The organism is Hymenobacter koreensis (assembly GCF_039541855.1).
In the GTDB taxonomy this organism is placed as follows: Bacteria; Bacteroidota; Bacteroidia; order Cytophagales; family Hymenobacteraceae; genus Solirubrum; species Solirubrum koreensis.
This window is the reverse complement of sequence record NZ_BAABHA010000003.1, coordinates 62,628-78,427: the sequence shown is the minus strand read 5'-3', so window position 1 is coordinate 78,427 and position 15,800 is coordinate 62,628. Positions and strand designations below refer to the sequence as shown.

At 55.8% G+C, this 15,800-nt stretch carries 12 protein-coding genes; 8 read left to right on the top strand and 4 right to left on the bottom strand.

Annotated elements, in window-relative coordinates; translation table 11 throughout:
* Positions 1–13 precede the first annotated feature (13 nt).
* From ABD903_RS08720 to traN, 6 genes are read left to right on the top strand one after another with little or no spacing between them, the layout of a single operon-like run.
* On the top strand, positions 14–655 hold the full coding sequence (locus ABD903_RS08720) for a hypothetical protein (protein ID WP_345223324.1): 642 nt from the start codon (positions 14–16) through the stop codon (positions 653–655).
* A gap of 43 nt (positions 656–698) precedes the next feature.
* Complete coding sequence (locus tag ABD903_RS08715; RefSeq protein ID WP_345223323.1) at positions 699–1,142, top strand: hypothetical protein; 444 nt, start codon at positions 699–701, stop codon at positions 1,140–1,142.
* A 38-nt stretch (positions 1,143–1,180) separates the two neighbouring features.
* Positions 1,181–2,293, top strand: a complete 1,113-nt coding sequence (locus ABD903_RS08710) for a TraJ family protein (protein WP_345223321.1) — start codon at positions 1,181–1,183, stop codon at positions 2,291–2,293.
* 39 nt (positions 2,294–2,332) lie between these two features.
* Positions 2,333–2,947 carry a conjugative transposon protein TraK gene (gene traK, locus ABD903_RS08705; protein ID WP_345223320.1) on the top strand — a complete coding sequence of 205 codons (615 nt, stop codon included), beginning with the start codon at positions 2,333–2,335 and terminating at the stop codon, positions 2,945–2,947.
* 12 nt (positions 2,948–2,959) lie between these two features.
* Entirely contained in the window at positions 2,960–4,162 is a 1,203-nt protein-coding gene (gene traM, locus ABD903_RS08700; protein ID WP_345223318.1) for a conjugative transposon protein TraM, read from the top strand.
* Positions 4,163–4,176: 14 nt separating this feature from the next.
* Positions 4,177–5,043 (top strand): conjugative transposon protein TraN, encoded by an 867-nt coding sequence (gene traN, locus ABD903_RS08695; protein WP_345223317.1) that lies wholly within the window; start codon positions 4,177–4,179, stop codon positions 5,041–5,043.
* A gap of 104 nt (positions 5,044–5,147) precedes the next feature.
* Here the strand turns inward: traN and ABD903_RS08690 are convergent, their stop codons facing one another.
* From ABD903_RS08690 to ABD903_RS08675, 4 genes are all read right to left on the bottom strand, one after another.
* Positions 5,148–7,091 (bottom strand): SBBP repeat-containing protein, encoded by a 1,944-nt coding sequence (locus tag ABD903_RS08690; protein ID WP_345223315.1) that lies wholly within the window; start codon positions 7,089–7,091, stop codon positions 5,148–5,150.
* Between the two features lie 278 nt (positions 7,092–7,369).
* Positions 7,370–7,798, bottom strand: a complete 429-nt coding sequence (locus tag ABD903_RS08685; RefSeq protein ID WP_345223313.1) for a hypothetical protein — start codon at positions 7,796–7,798, stop codon at positions 7,370–7,372.
* Between the two features lie 231 nt (positions 7,799–8,029).
* Positions 8,030–10,339: a T9SS type B sorting domain-containing protein gene (locus ABD903_RS08680; RefSeq protein ID WP_345223312.1), complete on the bottom strand. Its 2,310-nt coding sequence runs from the start codon at positions 10,337–10,339 to the stop codon at positions 8,030–8,032.
* 340 nt (positions 10,340–10,679) lie between these two features.
* Positions 10,680–11,684 (bottom strand): Fic family protein, encoded by a 1,005-nt coding sequence (locus ABD903_RS08675; RefSeq protein WP_345223373.1) that lies wholly within the window; start codon positions 11,682–11,684, stop codon positions 10,680–10,682.
* Positions 11,685–12,855: 1,171 nt separating this feature from the next.
* Between ABD903_RS08675 and ABD903_RS08670 the strand changes: the two genes are divergently transcribed.
* Positions 12,856–14,427 (top strand): class I SAM-dependent DNA methyltransferase, encoded by a 1,572-nt coding sequence (locus ABD903_RS08670; RefSeq protein ID WP_345223310.1) that lies wholly within the window; start codon positions 12,856–12,858, stop codon positions 14,425–14,427.
* On the top strand, positions 14,427–15,800 hold the full coding sequence (locus ABD903_RS08665) for a restriction endonuclease subunit S (protein WP_345223308.1): 1,374 nt from the start codon (positions 14,427–14,429) through the stop codon (positions 15,798–15,800). Before ABD903_RS08670 ends, ABD903_RS08665 begins: the two co-directional genes overlap by 1 nt.

The following is a 15,800-nucleotide window of genomic DNA, read 5'->3' as shown; positions in this document are numbered from 1 at the left end:
TACGCTCCCTCCTATGAAAGCAAGCATTAACGTTCTCGCGCTAGGCCTAGTCCTGTTCGCTGCGCCGGCTTACGCCCAAGCCGTTATCTCGGCCCCGATTGCGGAAAGCCAGTCCCGCCAGCAGGTCGTGCACCAGGGCGTTTCCACCACGCTGCTGGGGCAGGGCAAGAAGCTGGCCGGCGACCTGAAAGTGGTCAGTGGCAAGATCAAGGGCATCATCGACAAAACCCAGCAGCTGCACGATGAGTGGTACAGCAGCCTGCTGCAAATCAGTGCCGGGGTGCGCAACTACCGCCGGGTGCGGGAAATCTACACCCACCAAAGCCAGATGATCAGCGAGTTCTCGGCGGCCATCCCGGAGCTGCGTACCAAGCAGCTCTCGCCGGCTCAGCTCAGCGAAGCCTCCACCGTGTACCAGGGCATCCTACAGGAAAACATCGGCCTGCTGAGCGAACTGGCCGGAGTGCTCAGCGCGGGCAAGGCGAAGATGACGGACCCGGAACGGATTGAGTTCATCGACAACATCGCCGACCGCATCGCCCGGCAGCACCACCTGATGAACTACTTCAGCAATAAGTGCCGAGCTATCGCGCAGCAGCAGGCCCAGCAGGTACAGGACCGCCAAGCCATGAATGCCCTTATGACGGCCCGCTAAGCAGCCAGCTCGTCCCCATCATCCTATCTACCCTTTCTGAGTTATGAAAAACACCTTCCTCCTGGTGCTCGGGCTGGCTTTGACCAGCTGCGGCTCGGACTCAACCACCGGTAGATCTACCACTTCTGCCACGGCCGTTGCCTCGCCTGCGGTTGGCGCCAACCCGGACCCTCGCGTTGCTACGATTCGCCAACAGCACGAACAGCTACTCAGCATCCAGCGAGAGTACTTGGTGCAACTCGGCCAGTTGAAAGGCTACGAAAAGCTAAGTCCGGCGCACATTAAGAAATCGGAAGGTTACTTCTCTGATTACGTGCAGCAGAGCAAAGCTAACCTAACGGCCCTGGACCAACTCAATGCTTCTAAAGCACAAGACCCGGCACAGGTCGCGCTGGTAGGGGAGATAGCCGAAAGACAAAAGAGCATTCTGGAACGGGCTAATAAGCGATTGGCCGGCATCCACAACGAGCACTACTTATCCAAGTAGGTCTTTCCTGGCCAATTATTCCCTTTGATACCCTTTTCATGGATCCAACCGCAATCGACCTGAACATGGCTGTGTACGAGCAAAAGCTCGAAGCCATTTACACGGAAATGCTCACGTTCACCGCGCAATTCATCAACCTTGGACGCGCTATTGGAGGCATCGGAGCCCTGTTGTTTATCAGCAGCCGGGTGTGGGGCAACATTGCTCGTGCTGAACCCATTGACCTGTTTCCTCTACTCAGGCCCTTTGCTATCGGCCTAGCCATTCTGCTGTTTGTGCCGCTGTGCGGGGCACTGCGGGGCATAACCATGACCGTGGCGCACGGCACCGACGCTATCCGGATGGGTCAGATTGCCGAAGTAAATCGACTTACGGCTACCCGTGACCAGTTAGCTGCCGATGCCAAAGCCAAGTCTGATATGGCGATAAACCAGCAGTATGAGGATGAGCTTGGTAAGCTTGGTGCGTTGGACCTGGGTCAGAAAGCAAGCCTGGCCATGAACCAAGTGCAGTACTCGGTGGGCCAGAACTTCCGGGAGTGGACCAAATCCATCCTGGAGCTCGGCGCCCTGGCGGCGAAGCTGGCCATCAGCCTGATCTCCACCTTCCTGCTGGTGCTGCTCAGCGTCGCCGGCCCGCTGGCCTTCGGCATTGCCATCCTCCCCGGCTTTGGGGGCGGGCTGATGAAATGGTTTGGCTACTTCCTCACGATTTCGCTCTGGGTACCGGTCGCGAACATTTACGCCGCGGTGCTGGCCCACGTGCAGGTGACCATGCTCCACGAGAACATCCGGCAGCTGCAGGCCGGCGGCAGTGTCGAGTCGGCCGACATCGCCTACCTGTGCATGCTCGTGCTGGCCATTGCCGGCTATCTGTTTGTGCCCAAAGCGGCGGATATGCTCATTGACGGCTCCGACATCGGGCGGGCTGCCACGCGATTTATCACTACGGCCACTGCCACCACCGCCGGGGTAACGGGAGCCATGGGTGGGGCAGGTCTGCGGACCGGGGCGGATGCCGTGGGAAGCGCGGTAGGCGCGGGCCAGGGCCTGGCCGGAATGGCGGGCACCGCCAACATGACCCGGGGCGAGTCCCTGGGTTACCGGGCCGGCGCGGCCGTGCGGGAGCGCATCAACCGCATGCGGGGCTAAACCGTTCGCGCTCCTTTTCTCCCACCTATTCCGACGCTTATGTTCGCATCCCTGAAAACCATTGATTCGGCCTTCCAGCAGGTCAAAACCCTGGCGCTGGTCTTCATCCTGGCCGTGCTGCTGCTGGCGGGCACCATTGCCTACTTCGCGTTTCAAACTACTAACGCGGCGGCCCAGCGCATCTATGTCCTAGAAGGAGGGCAGCTGCTCACCGCCAGCGCCCGGGACGCGCGTGCCAACCGGCCGGTGGAGGCCCGCAGCCACGTCACCCGCTTTCACGAGCTGTTTTTCACGCTCGACCCCGACCAGAAAGCCATCGACAGCAACGTCGACAAGGCCTTATACCTAGCCGACAACTCCGCCAAGCGGCAGTATGAGAACTTCAAAGAGAAGGGCTTTTACAACGACCTGATTGCCGCCAACATCAGCCTGGAAATGAGCGTGGACAGCGTGGTCATCACCAACTCCCGCCCCCTCTCCGCGCGGTGCTACGGGCATCAGCGGGTCATCCGGGCGACCTCGGTTACTACCCGCAACTTCCTTTCCGAGTGCTCCCTGCGGGACGTGACGCGTTCGGAAAACAACCCCCACGGCTTCCTGATGGAAAACTGGCGGGTGCTCAAGAACGAGGACCTCAATACGCTTCCCCGCTAACCCTCCTTCGGTATGACAACGGCAACCCGCACCCCGCGCGACGCGCAATTTTACCGGACCCGCAAGATGGCCACCTTCCTGCCCGTGGTGGGCGTGCCCTTTCTGGCCGTGATGTTCTACCTGGGCGGGGGAGGCACCGGCATGCCGGCGCAAGCGCAAAACAACGAGTCAGGCTTCAACACCAACCTGCCCAAGGCTGAGCAGGCTTCCATCACGTCGAGCAAGCTGGAGGCCTATGCGAGTCCCGTGGATACCCTGCGCAACCGGGGCCTGGTGGACGCCCGCGTGGATACTACCACCGGCAACGGGCTTTCGTATGCCGTCGGCGCCGACGGCCGGCCGGGACCCAATGGATCGGTGGACCGGTCCGTGGCCGAGGCGCAGCAGCAGCTCATTGCCGCGCAGCAGGCGCAGCTCAACGGAGGAGCGACTAATACAACGGCGCAGCCGGCTACTGAACCCGGGACCCTCACCCCGGAAGAGCAACTGCAGCTCATGCGCTCGGAGCACGAGCGGGAGCTATCCGAAGCCCGGGCCCAGGCGCAGATGGCCGCGCTGCAAGCCCAATCAAACAGCGTGGGTGCAGCTGCCCCGCGGGCAGTGGCAGCAGCCCCTAAAAGGAAGAAAAACCCCTCGACCAGGCTCCGCGTCATAGATGACGATGCCGTCGTATCGCGTCTGGGCTCAAATGGCCCGAGACGTCGCCGGACGGCATCCTTTCAGGGATTTGACTCGGAAACCGGAACGGGCGGCGACGCCAATACGCTGCCGGCGGTCATCCACGAATCGCAGGAAGTAGTCAGCGGCTCGCTGGTGAAAATGCGGCTTACGGAGTCGGCCGTCATCAACGGCCACCAGTTGCCGGCAGGCACCTTCATCTACGGCAAGTGCAGCCTGATGGGGGAGCGCCTAAGCATTGCCATTGAGACGCTGAAGTCCGGCAATAACGTGTTTTCGGCCGCCCTGGAAGTGTATGATGTGGACGGCTTGGAAGGCCTGCACATTCCGGGTGCCATCACCCGCGACGCCGCCAAACAGGCGGGTGCGGAAGGGCTGGGCGCGGCCGACATGATGACGATGAGCGCCGACCCGGCCATGGCCGCCGCGGGCGTCGCCGTAAGCGCCGTCAAAGGCATCGGCCAGAAGAAAATCCGCCTGGTCAAGGTTCGCCTCAAGGCCGGGTACAATGTGATGCTCAAAGTAGACCAGCAGTAACCCCACCCACCTTCATGAAAATCTCTCTTTTTGCTGCCGGGGCCCTGGTATTAGCTCTGGGCGGCGCTACCACGCAGGCCCAAACCTCCGCCGCTCGTAGGCTGCAGTATTCGGAAGCCAACAAGCTGCCGACGTACCCGCTCTACATCAGCGACCAGAAAACCACGCACCTGGTCTTTCCTTTCCCGGTTACCTACGTCGATCTGGGCAGCTCGGGGCTGATTGCTGCCAAAGCCACGGGCGCGGAGAACATCGTGCGCGTGAAAGCAGCCTCGGCGGGTTTTCCGGAATCCAACATGACCGTGCTGACCTCGGACGGCAAGCTCTATTCCTTCGTAGTAAACTACCAGCACGACCCCAAGGTGCTCAGCCTCGACCTTGGCGCCGCCGGGTCCACTTCGTCGTCGCCATTGGGAGCAGCTATCCTGTCGAACTCGCCTATCCCGCAGGGCAATCTGGATGCCTATTCCCGGCAGGCCCTGGCGGCCGGCGGCACTTCCGCCAGCGAAAGCGCCAACCAGCTGAGCGTACGCGCCGGCCGCGTGGGCTACACGCAGGAAACCCTGTTTTTCCCGCTGCACATCGCTAACAAGTCAAACGTGAGCTATGACGTGGACTTCGTGAAGTTCTACATCCAGGATAAAAAGGTAGCTAGGCGCACGGCCGAGCAGGCCCTGGAAATCACGCCCATCTACATCTTCCATGGTGGCCTGAAAAAGATTGCTGCCAAAGGTCAGCTCGAGCAGGTCTACATCTTCAGGAAGTTTACCATCCCCGAGCAAAAGCAGCTCATCATCGAAGTCTACGAAAAAGGCGGCGGGCGCAACGTCAAGCTCAAGCTCCGTAATCCTGATTTGCTTAATGCTCGCTCGTTTAACTAATGCGGTCTTTTTGTGCCGTAGTTTAAATCTGGTAACGCCGGCTCATCGGGATCAATCCATTGGGCTAGATTTATCGCTTCCCTCGTCAAAGCCAATGCCAGCGTCTATTCGACAACGAGCCGCTGCCGAGCAACCTGGCCCGGCGCAGCCCTTACTTCCAGCATGTATACGCCACGGGGTATGGCCGGCAATTCCAATACTGCTTCCCGGCCGGCTATCGTGCGCTTTAGCAGCAGTTGGCCTTGCAGGGTATACAAGCCCACTTGGACCACTCGACCGGACTGCTGCAGCGTAATGTTGAGATGACCGCGAGCAGAAACCGGATTGGGCCAGTAGTGCACGTCCGGTAAGGCAACCGCGTTACCGCTTCCCGTTGCCAAACCGACTTGGAAAACAAAGCCTGGAGTACCCAGACCAGCGGCCGTGCGCACACTTACGGGCCCGGAACTGGCTCCGGCCGGCACGATAGCCTCAATTGTCGTAGGAGACGTGACGGTATAGGATAAGGCGGGAACCCCGTTAAATAGCACGGTGCTCGCTCCGCTAAGCCGGGCGCCGCGTAGCAAGACCCGGGTGCCAGCGCCGCCCTGGGGCGGGGTTACCTGGGCAACTGCCGGCAAGGCGCTGTCTCCCAATCGAGCTACGAAACCGGTGTTGCCCCCGGGATTCTGGGTTAAACCGATGCCGCTGAAGCTCAGTTGGGGACTCGTGAAAGAACCCGACACGTAAACGCCGCCCCGGTAGTCGAGGAATAGCGCCTGCGGGTAATCGGTGTACGTACCGTTTGTAGTCGTTACCCATTGCCAAGCGCCATGAGCATTTACTTTACCGAGAAACAGCTGTCCATACCGCCGCCCTAGGTTGGGCATCACGATTGAGCCGAAGGTAGCCCCTGGGCCATAATCCTGGTACGCGCCCAGCACGTAGGCCGTCCCGTCGTGATCGACAGCCACACTTATGGCGTAATCGTTGTCCGTACCACCGCAGCCATTGGCCCACAACCAGTTGCCTTGCGCATCAAGCTTGGCGATAAAACCATCGAAATTGCCGTTTCCACGGTTGTTCACTCGCGCTAGCGAGCCAAAGGCAGCGTACGGCGGGTTGAATCCCCCGACGAGAAACACGTTGCCGGCATAGTCCACGTCTACCTTGGCACCGTAATCGTAGCTCGGGCCCCCGCCACCCCGGACCCATAGCCAGTTGCCCTGCGCGTCCAGTTTGCCGACGTAAGCATCCTGTCCACCGGCCTGCGAAGCAAGGGAGTGCGTTCCGAAGCTCATGGTTCCCCCGTACGAGCCGGCTACGTATACATTGCTAAAGGCATCCACGGCCACACTGCCGGCACGTCGCCCGGCCCGGACGGCCCAGCGCCACGCGCCGGAAGTATCGCACTTGGCTACGAAAGCGTTGTCTTCGACATAAGGAGGTGTGCCGGTATTAACGATGGTATAGGGCCCAAACCGCGCGGTAGGAGCGCTGAAGCCGCCGTGCACTAGTAAGTCGCCGCCGGCGTCGAGGGCCAAAGCGCTGCCAAAAGCGTTGGAGCCACCCAAATTAAAGGCCCACAGGAAACGACCGTTTGTGTTTAGTTTAGTTAAAAACCCTTCGCTTATACCGGGCCCGGAAAGAGTCGTGGTGCCAAAGGTTGCCGAGTAGCGATAGCTTCCGGCCAGGTACACGTTACCGGCAGCGTCGACGACCAACCCGCTGCAATTGTCCGCCGCCCGATTCCCGAATCGGTGAGCCCATTGATACACCCCACTCGGATCGATTTTGGCGACATACACATCGTAGTCGCCGGCACTGGTTAGCGTAAAAGAACCAAAGTCCACCGAGTGTTGGAAGCGTCCCACCACGTACACATTGCCCTGCGGGTCGGTGGCCGTATTGTGAACGTAGGAGTCGTGAACAATTCCTCCCTGGGGAAACCCGGCGGTCGTGGTACCTATGCCGAGCGCCAAATTGAAAGCCGGAGCCTGGGCGAAGCTCATTGGCCCCGAGAAGATTAACAGCAGCCCCAGTACGAACGTGAATAGACGTGTAAGCATAGATTTTGAATTGATCTTACCAGCCGTAAACATAGCCTGCAGAAACTAAACCTGCACCGCGTCGCGCCGGTGTTTCGCAAGCATCAACATCATTATTGATGTTGTTTGGAGTGGATCTCAAACCTGCTCGTCTTGATGGCTTTGTGACGGAAACGAAGAGCGTGCCCGAAGTCGTCCCTGGTTTGGTCCCGTGATGGTGCTCGAGATTCCTTGTTGGTGGTTGTTGGGAAAGAGGTGGACAAGCGGCGCGGCAATTATTAAGGCCAGCAAGGCTTAATCTATAAGGGTTCCAATAGCACCCTCCCCAGATGGTCCGGCACGCGCGCATACAGGGGGTCCACGGCACTTCCCCGCGTATCGCTTTGCGCATCGGGCCACACGTAGTATTGCTCGGCGACTACCTGCTGGTTGAGCGGCGCGGCACTATGCGCTGTGGGCAGTCCCCGGGCCTGGGCCCCAGGTTGCGTCGCAAACACCACCGGCAACCCATACAGCAAAAACCCCAGGAAAGTCTGCCGGGCCACGTGCCGGCCTTGGCCGTCCAGCAAGCGTGCGTACCGGCTCCGCTTCAGACTGAACGAGATTTCGGTCGGGCTCAGGAATAAGGCGTGCGCCAGGTCCTTGCTTTGCCAGGATGTGCCTTCCAGCAACAGCACCTTAAGTAAAACCACCACATCCTGGGGACGCATGCCATTATGCTGTCGCATGAGCGGTAAATCGAATTTCAATTTGCAAATTGAAACCCAGTTTCATGGAAGTTCACCTATTAGAACTTCAGGTTCGCTACGGTTAGGGTTTATAACATTTACTTGTTGCTTCTCTTAGGTGCTAAATTCTCCCTTTTCTCGGGCCCAGCCGGATCAACGCAGTGCCAATTGTGCTGGATTAACTCGGTATGGATCCACATCCCCCGGAACGGGTGTGCAACCGAGTTCACCTCACCGCACCACTTGCAGGTAGCCTTTGTAAACAGAGCCGGCGGTGGGGTGTTGGAGTGAGAAGTAGTACGTACCGGCCGCAGCCGCGGCACCCCAGTCATTTTGATAGTTCTCCGTGTGGTAGACCCGCTTGCCCCAGCGGTTGTACACCACGAGCTGCCAACCGGCGCCCGCCAGGCCCTTGATTTCGAACACGTCGTTGAGGCGGTCGCTGTTCGGCGTAATGATGTTGGGGAGGGTCAGGCACGGAGCAAAAGCCATAACCCGCGAGGCACTGTGGGTTTCGCACCGGGTGCTGACTTGGAGCGCGTACGTGCCGGGTTCGCGCACCGTGATGGACGGCGTTTGAGCGCCGGTAGACCACTGGTAAGTTATACCCACACCCCGCAGCGTTTCCGGCACGCTTAACCGCACTTGCTGGCCTGCACACACCGTCGTGTCAGGGCCGAGGGAAAACGCGGCTACGGCTGGCACGGTGCGCACCCGCACCCGGGCCGTGTTCGCGCAGCCCGCGGCCGAGGTCACCGTTACGGCGTACGTGCCGGGCTGGTTCACGGCCAGCGCAGGCGTGGTGGCGCCGGTGCTCCAGGCATACGTCGCACCCGTTCCTCCGCTAGCGGTCAACACGTTGACCTGGCCGGGGCACAGCGAAGAGTCGCCGCTTATCGCGGGAGCGGCCACGGCCGCGACCTGGTGGGTGGCCGTGCTGGTAAATCCCCCGGCAAACGCCGCCGTGACCGCGTAACTGCCGGACTGGCCGACGGCGAGCACGGCCGTGGTGGCGCCCGTGTTCCAGCGGTAAGCCAGGGCCGGCTCCGAGCCGGCGGCGACGAGCTGCACTTGCACGCCGGCGCAAAGCTCCGCGGGGCCCGTAATGCGCACGGCGGGCGGGGTCAGCTTCACGAGCCAGCCGTCGGTCATTTGAAGGGGGGCGCTGCTGAGGTTGGGCTCGCTTTTATCGGCGGATGCGTTCGAGTGCGAAAAAGCCGCCAGAATGTAGCCGCCGTCGGCGGTGGGCTGCACCTGATACAGGCCGTCGCTATCCGCGCCCCCCAGGGTGAGGTCCCACTGGGGGGCGCCCTGCGCGTCCACTTTTGCCAGCCAGGCGTCGCCGTTGCCGGGGCCGGGCTGGGTTTTGTCGCCCGAGGCGCCAGCGCGGGTGTATCCGCCCACTATGTACCCGCCGTCGGGCGCGAGGCACACGCTGCGCGCGTAGTCGTACTCGGCGCTGCCGAGCGTGCGGTCCCACTGCCGCTGGCCCTGCGCATCGGTCTTGACGAGCCAGTAGTCAGCGGCTCCGCGGCTGGGGTGGCTTTTGTCGCCGCCGGCCGCCGAACTGGACGTACCGGCCAGGATGTAGCCCCCATCCGGGGTAGTACGCAGGGCGAGCAACAAGTCGCTGTCGGCGCCGCCGTACGCGCGGTCCCAGCGCTTGTTGCCCCGGTCGTCGAGCTTGATCAGCCAGAAATCGGTGCTGCCTTTGCTGGGCTCGGTTTTGTCACCGCCCGCCCCGGCGCTCGTGAAACCGCCGAGGACGTAGCCCCCGTCGGCCGTTTGCTCGACGTGGTGCAACTGGCTGCTGTGCGTTGCGGCCGGGTTGCCGCCGAAGGTGCGGTCCCACAGCTTGTTGCCTTGGGCATCTGTTTTCACCACCCAATAATCAGTAATGCCCCGCGCCGGTTGGGTTTTGTCGCCGCCCACGCCCGAGCCGGAATAGCCGCCCACGATGTAGCCGCCGTCGGCGGTCTGGTGCAGACTCGTGAGGTAGTCGGGGCCACTTCCCCCGTACGCTTGGTCCCACTGCCGCTGGCCCTGGGCGTCCAACTTGACAATCCAATAATCGTGGTTGCCCCGGCTGGAAGCCGTGCGATCGTTGCCCACGCCCGAGTCGGCGTGGCCGCCCAGGATGTAGCCGCCATCGGCCGTTTGCAGCGCGCTGTAGAGGTAGCTGTCACCGCCGGTGGCGCCGCTCACGGTGCGGTCCCATTGCCGGCGGCCTTGGCCGTCGAGCTTGATCACCCAGTAGTCGAACACGCCGCGGCGGGGCTGGCTTTTGAAGGGGCTGACCGGCGAATTAGAAGAGCCCGCGAGCAGGTAGCCCCCGTCGGCCGTTTGGCACACCACCCGCATGTTGTCGTGCTCGGCGCCGCCCAGCGTGCGGTCCCACTGCACGGCGGGGGCGCGCAGCTGCGCCCATCCGGAAGAAGTGGCCGCCATCCAAATTATCAGCAGCAGCGCCGGCCGGCTTATAAAGCCCATCCGGGCGGCAAGCGGGGCCGCGCGGAAAACCCCTACGTAATCGTGAAGCATAGGCCAATGAGCAGGGCAACCGGGAACCCGACTGCCAGGATGAGAGAAATCAATAGAAGGGGATAAATACAAATCTAAGCCCTATAAGCGAATTGCTTGCGCCGGCAACGCGTGGTAGCGCCATTACCCGGAACGGCGCCCTTCCACTCCACCACGGCTTGGCAGCGCGCCAATTTGGAGTGCGCTGCTGGATCCCCCAACGTTCAGGCACGGCCGGTTTGCCGTCGGTAACGAATCGTAAATCTGGTCGCACCCTATTGATCCTGGGGCACTAATAAGCACCCCACGTTTTACGTTAGAGCCTGGCCTTACTTTGTTGGTCCACGTCCGCGGCAGAGCGTTAGCCCAGTCGCGAAAGAAGTTCAAACAACGGCTGGTTAACGTAGTAGTTGGAGTTTACCTGCTTGTGCTTGACCAGGATGCCGTCTTGGGCCAGTTTATTTAAGTAGCTGGCGGCAGTCGGACGGCTTACGTTGAGTTCCTGCTGTAAGAATTCGATGCGGGTGTAGGGGTGCCGGTATAGATTATTAAGCAGGTCCTGGCTGTAAAATTTGTAGGTGCGCAGCTGGTGCTTGGTTTGCTGCATCAAGGCGCGCATCTCGGTGATCAGTACGATGCTTTCGCGGGCCGTTTGCTCGATGCCCGTGAGCATGTAGAGCAGCCACGGCTCCCAGTCGCCGGTGTCGCGTACCGCTTGCAGGTAGTGGTAATAGTCGGCCTTGTGTTGCGTGATAAACCGGCTCAAGTAAAGCACGGGGATATCCAGCAGCCCTTTGAGCACGAGGTACAGAATGTTGAGAATGCGCCCGGTGCGCCCGTTGCCATCGTAAAACGGGTGGATGCTTTCGAATTGGAAGTGCAACACCGCCATCTTTACGAGCGGGTCGGCGTCGTGCAGGGAATCGTCGTTGAGGTACTGTTCCAGATTCCCCATCAGGTCGAGGATGGTAACGGGGTCTTGTGGGGGCGTATACACGACCTCCCCGCGTTGGTTTTTAAGCGTGGTGCCCGGCAGCTTGCGGAAGCCCCCGCTATCGCGCTTTAGCTCTTCTTGGATTTGGGCTATGTGATTGGCGCTTAGAAACCCGAACTGCTTTACCAAGCGGGTACCCAGACGCAGGGCGGCCGCGTAGCGCTGGACTTCCTTGGCGGCTTGGGAATCGCCCAAATTAAGCTCGGCATTAAAGAGCTCGTCGTGCGTGGTGATGATGTTTTCAATCGCGGAACTGTCTTTCGCTTCCTGCAACGGCAGCGTATCGAGCAGAATGCCCTCGTTGGGGATGGCCGCGACCAGGCCCTTGAGCTCTGCCAGGGCCCGGTGGGCAGCGGGTAGTTTTTTCAACACCGCTCGGGTTTCCAGCTCTAGTGCCGGCGGAAGCGCGGAAGGTTGCCAGGTCGTTTGCACGCGGGATGGGAAGTAGCCAGGCAGAAAGCCGACCTGGCTTTGTAAAGAAACTTGGTTTTTCTTTACAAAGGGGCGCGACCTATGTAAAAGAAGGGCCGGCTTTCTTACCAGAGGTACGGCCGCCGCTTGCGCGGGCAGCCGACGGTTTCGCGCGGGAAAGCAAAATCGTAAGGACTGATAAGGTTTACTTATCGGTCCTTGTGAGATCCTGATAGGTTCTGATAAGATTTCAAAGCATGTTCTCGACGTTTGATTCATCTTTGGTCGAGTTTGACCGCAACAATGCCTCTAATAGCATACGCACAAGCTTGCATGTAGCAAAGACTATAGATGCAGACAATTAGCGTAGCTTTTAGGCATGAATAAATATCGCGCGCTGCTGACGGACGCGCAATAGGCACCCTAGGCGCTGGTGCTGCTGGGGAGCGCAAAAAACGACCCGTAAGCCCTCGGCCGCTCGTGCGGCGGCTTCAGCTCGAAGCTGCACCTGAGCTGCGACGCGCTGAGCCGCCCGTGTTATCTGGCGATGACGCCCGACCACGCCGGCGACTGCCCGCATGCGCTAGAGTTGCTCACGCAGGACCAGCGCCGCAGTCAACGGGTGCTGGCTGACCGCGTCTGCGATGCGGATTATGAGAGGGCAGTGGTACGGAATCCGGCGCCCTGTCTGTCATTCCTAGCAAGAGGCACTGCGAGAGCTCATCCCATACGATACCGACGCCTGCAAGCACCGCAACTAGTTAAACAACTGCTTCATTCAATTCAAAGTCTACCGCGGCTTGACTATCCACTTCGAAGAAAGCTCGGACGCCTGCTTGGCTTAGGTCACGCTCGCGGCCATCCGCATGTGGCTTTAATTGTTGACACCTCCTAGATCAAAGAGCGACGTCGCTGAACCAGACATAGTCATTACAGCAGCTTACTTAGTTGCCAAAGCAGCAGGCAAATAAGTCTTTGCTTTAGCTTATTCCTCTAATTTGTCCATCAATAGCAAGAACATGTTCTGAAGATCAAGGGCAGAACCACTACATGCACAGTCTATATTTGCGTTTTATAGCTTGAACGACTTCCACACACCAAGCTACATCTTCCCTCCAACCCAGCGAACTCGATGCTCTCCCCATTAATCAGATCTAAAGTTAGTTGGCTCTGGGACCGTTTTTGGTCAGCTGGTCTATCAAACCCAATCACAGCAATTGAACAAATCTCCTATCTGCTGTTCATGCGCAGATTGGAATATGTTGATAATGGAGATTACTTTATCGAACGCGAAGATCTTAAATGGAGCAAGTTCAGAGACTTACCCCCAGAAGAGCTCCTTGAGCATATAAGAGCTAATGTATTTCCATTTATTAAGAATCTGCATGATCCACATGAGCCATTTTCTATGGCAATGGATAACGCTGTTTTCTTAATTGACAAACCTACACTTTTAAAAGAGGCTATAGAAGTAATTGATGAAATATATAAAGACATTGACAGCCAAAAGGATGCTGGACAGCATTTTCAAGACACTCCTGGTGATCTATACGAGCATTTGCTCAAAGCAACTAGCGAAGCAGGTAAGAATGGCCAGTTCCGTACACCAAGACATATCATTCAAATGATGTGTGAGATTGCAGATCCTGATGTAGGTGATAGGATTTGTGATGTAACCTGCGGAACAGGTGGGTTTCTCGTTGGAGCATATCAGCACATTTTATCAAAATACTCTAGCAGCAAATATATAGAAGAAGACGAAAACGGATTAAAACGGAGCTTAAAGGGCGACTTACTATCAATACAACAATTCGTAGAACTCAAATCAAACACTTTTTTCGGGTTTGACATAGATCCTACTATGATCAGAATCGGGTTGATGAACATGATAATGCATGGTATTACTGAGCCAAGAATAACAAGAGTGGACACACTTTCAGAAGCATTCGACGTTTCTCAAAGTGTAGCTAATGCTTCTACACCAGTCGCAGTAGCGCCTCCATTTTTATATACTACTCCTGACTTATCTGATGAGCAATATTCTATTATTTTGGCAAACCCGCCATTCACTGGCAGAATAGACAAAAGCACTTTAAGCAAAAAGCTACAGAAGGTTGACACTTCACAATCAGAATTGCTCTTTCTGCATAGAATTATCAGAATGTTAAAAACCAATGGTCGAGCTGCCGTTATAATACCCGAAGGGGTATTATTTGGCACCTCAAACGCTCAAAAGTACACGCGTGAAACATTACTTAAAGATTGCTGCTTAAATGCAGTTATATCGATGCCAAGTGGTGTTTTTTATCCTTATACCGGGGTCAAGACATCAATTATAGTTTTTACAAAGAAGGAATTGGGAAGCACTGTATATCATACAGATAAAGTATGGTTTTACGGCATGGACGGGGATGGTTATTCTCTTGACACAAATAGGAAGAAGCTAAAAGAAAATCCATTACCTATTGTATCAAGATCATATAAAACAAGAGAATCTTCGATTATTCAAGATAGAAAGGGAAAGTATTTTTATGTTCCCATCGATGAAATTCAAAAGCAAAGCCTCAACTTAAGCTTCAACCAATACAAAGAATTCGTATATGAAGCGCAAGAGCATGAACCTCCTGGAGAGCTATTAGCTCGCATAATAGAATTGGAGAAATCCATTCTTAATGATTTAACGAATCTGAGCACATTGTTATAATGAGACTCGGGGACATTGCGAATATTCAAATTGGCAAAACACCTTCAACTGCTGTTGGTGAATATTGGGGAGCAGGCTATGATTGGCTAGCAATATCCGATTTAAACAATTTACATAGGGGAAAATATCCCACTAAGTCTGCAAAGCAAATAACGCAAGCAGCTATAGAAGGGGCAGGCATGAAGCTTGTTCCTGAAAACGCTATTTTATATAGCTTCAAACTCTCAATTGGTAAAGTTGCAATTACAACCAAACCTGTATACACAAATGAAGCGATTGCTAGCATTATAATCAAACCGTCATGTGAAGACTTAGTAAACCTTGATTATTTGATGTATGCGCTTAAATATGCCGACACATCAAATCTAATTGATCATGCAGCTAAAGGAAAGACCTTAAATAAAAGCAAGCTCAGTGAAATTGATGTATACATACCATCATTGAATGAGCAGCTCGATATCGTTCAGATATTAGATCAAATAAATATAATAAAAGAAAAAAGCACTGAATTAGCCGGGAGCTATAGGAGAATGTCTGAGGCTAAGTTCACCCAGCTCTTTGGTGACCTTTATTACAACACTCATGATTATCCTGAAAAGCCTTTGAAGGAACTCGTGGTTCCAGGTACAACCATATCTTATGGAATCCTACAACCAGGGGACAACAATCCTGATGGAGTTTATATCATAAATTCAGGAGACATAAAGCATGGAAACATATTGCAAAATAAATTAGCAAAAACATCGACTCAAATAAATGAATCAAACAAAAAAACCATATGTAACGCCGAAGATATAATCATCAGTATTAGAGCCTCTATTGGCTCAGCTGCAATTTTACCAAAAGAGCTAGCTGGGGCTAACATAGCTCGAGGAGTTGCGAGAATAGCAACCAATAGGGCCGCTGTTAATTTGTATTACTTATATAACGCATTAATTTCAAATGGAATACAAGCTAAATTGCAAAAACAAGCTAAAGGAGCAACCTTTAAAGAGATAACTCTCGACATGCTCAGAGAGACAAGAATACCTTTGCCTCCATCTGACGAGCAAGATATTTTTGAAAAAATACATATACAAATTTCTGAGTTAATCAAAAAAAATGAATCAATCCAAAAATATGCAAAAGCTCTATTGGCTTCAACCGTGCATGCTATATTCATAAATAAGCAAGCACTAAAAAATACGAATGTGATTTTTAGCGATGATTTTGAAAAAGAAGAACTAATCAACAGAATCAACAATAATGAGTTTAAGACTTTCGAAGAGTACGACCTAAACAAGGAAATGCTTTTTTCATTACTCAGCAGTGTATCATCTGATGTGTCACAGTTCTACGATAACCAGTCAAAAAGCGTAAAAATAAAAAAATAA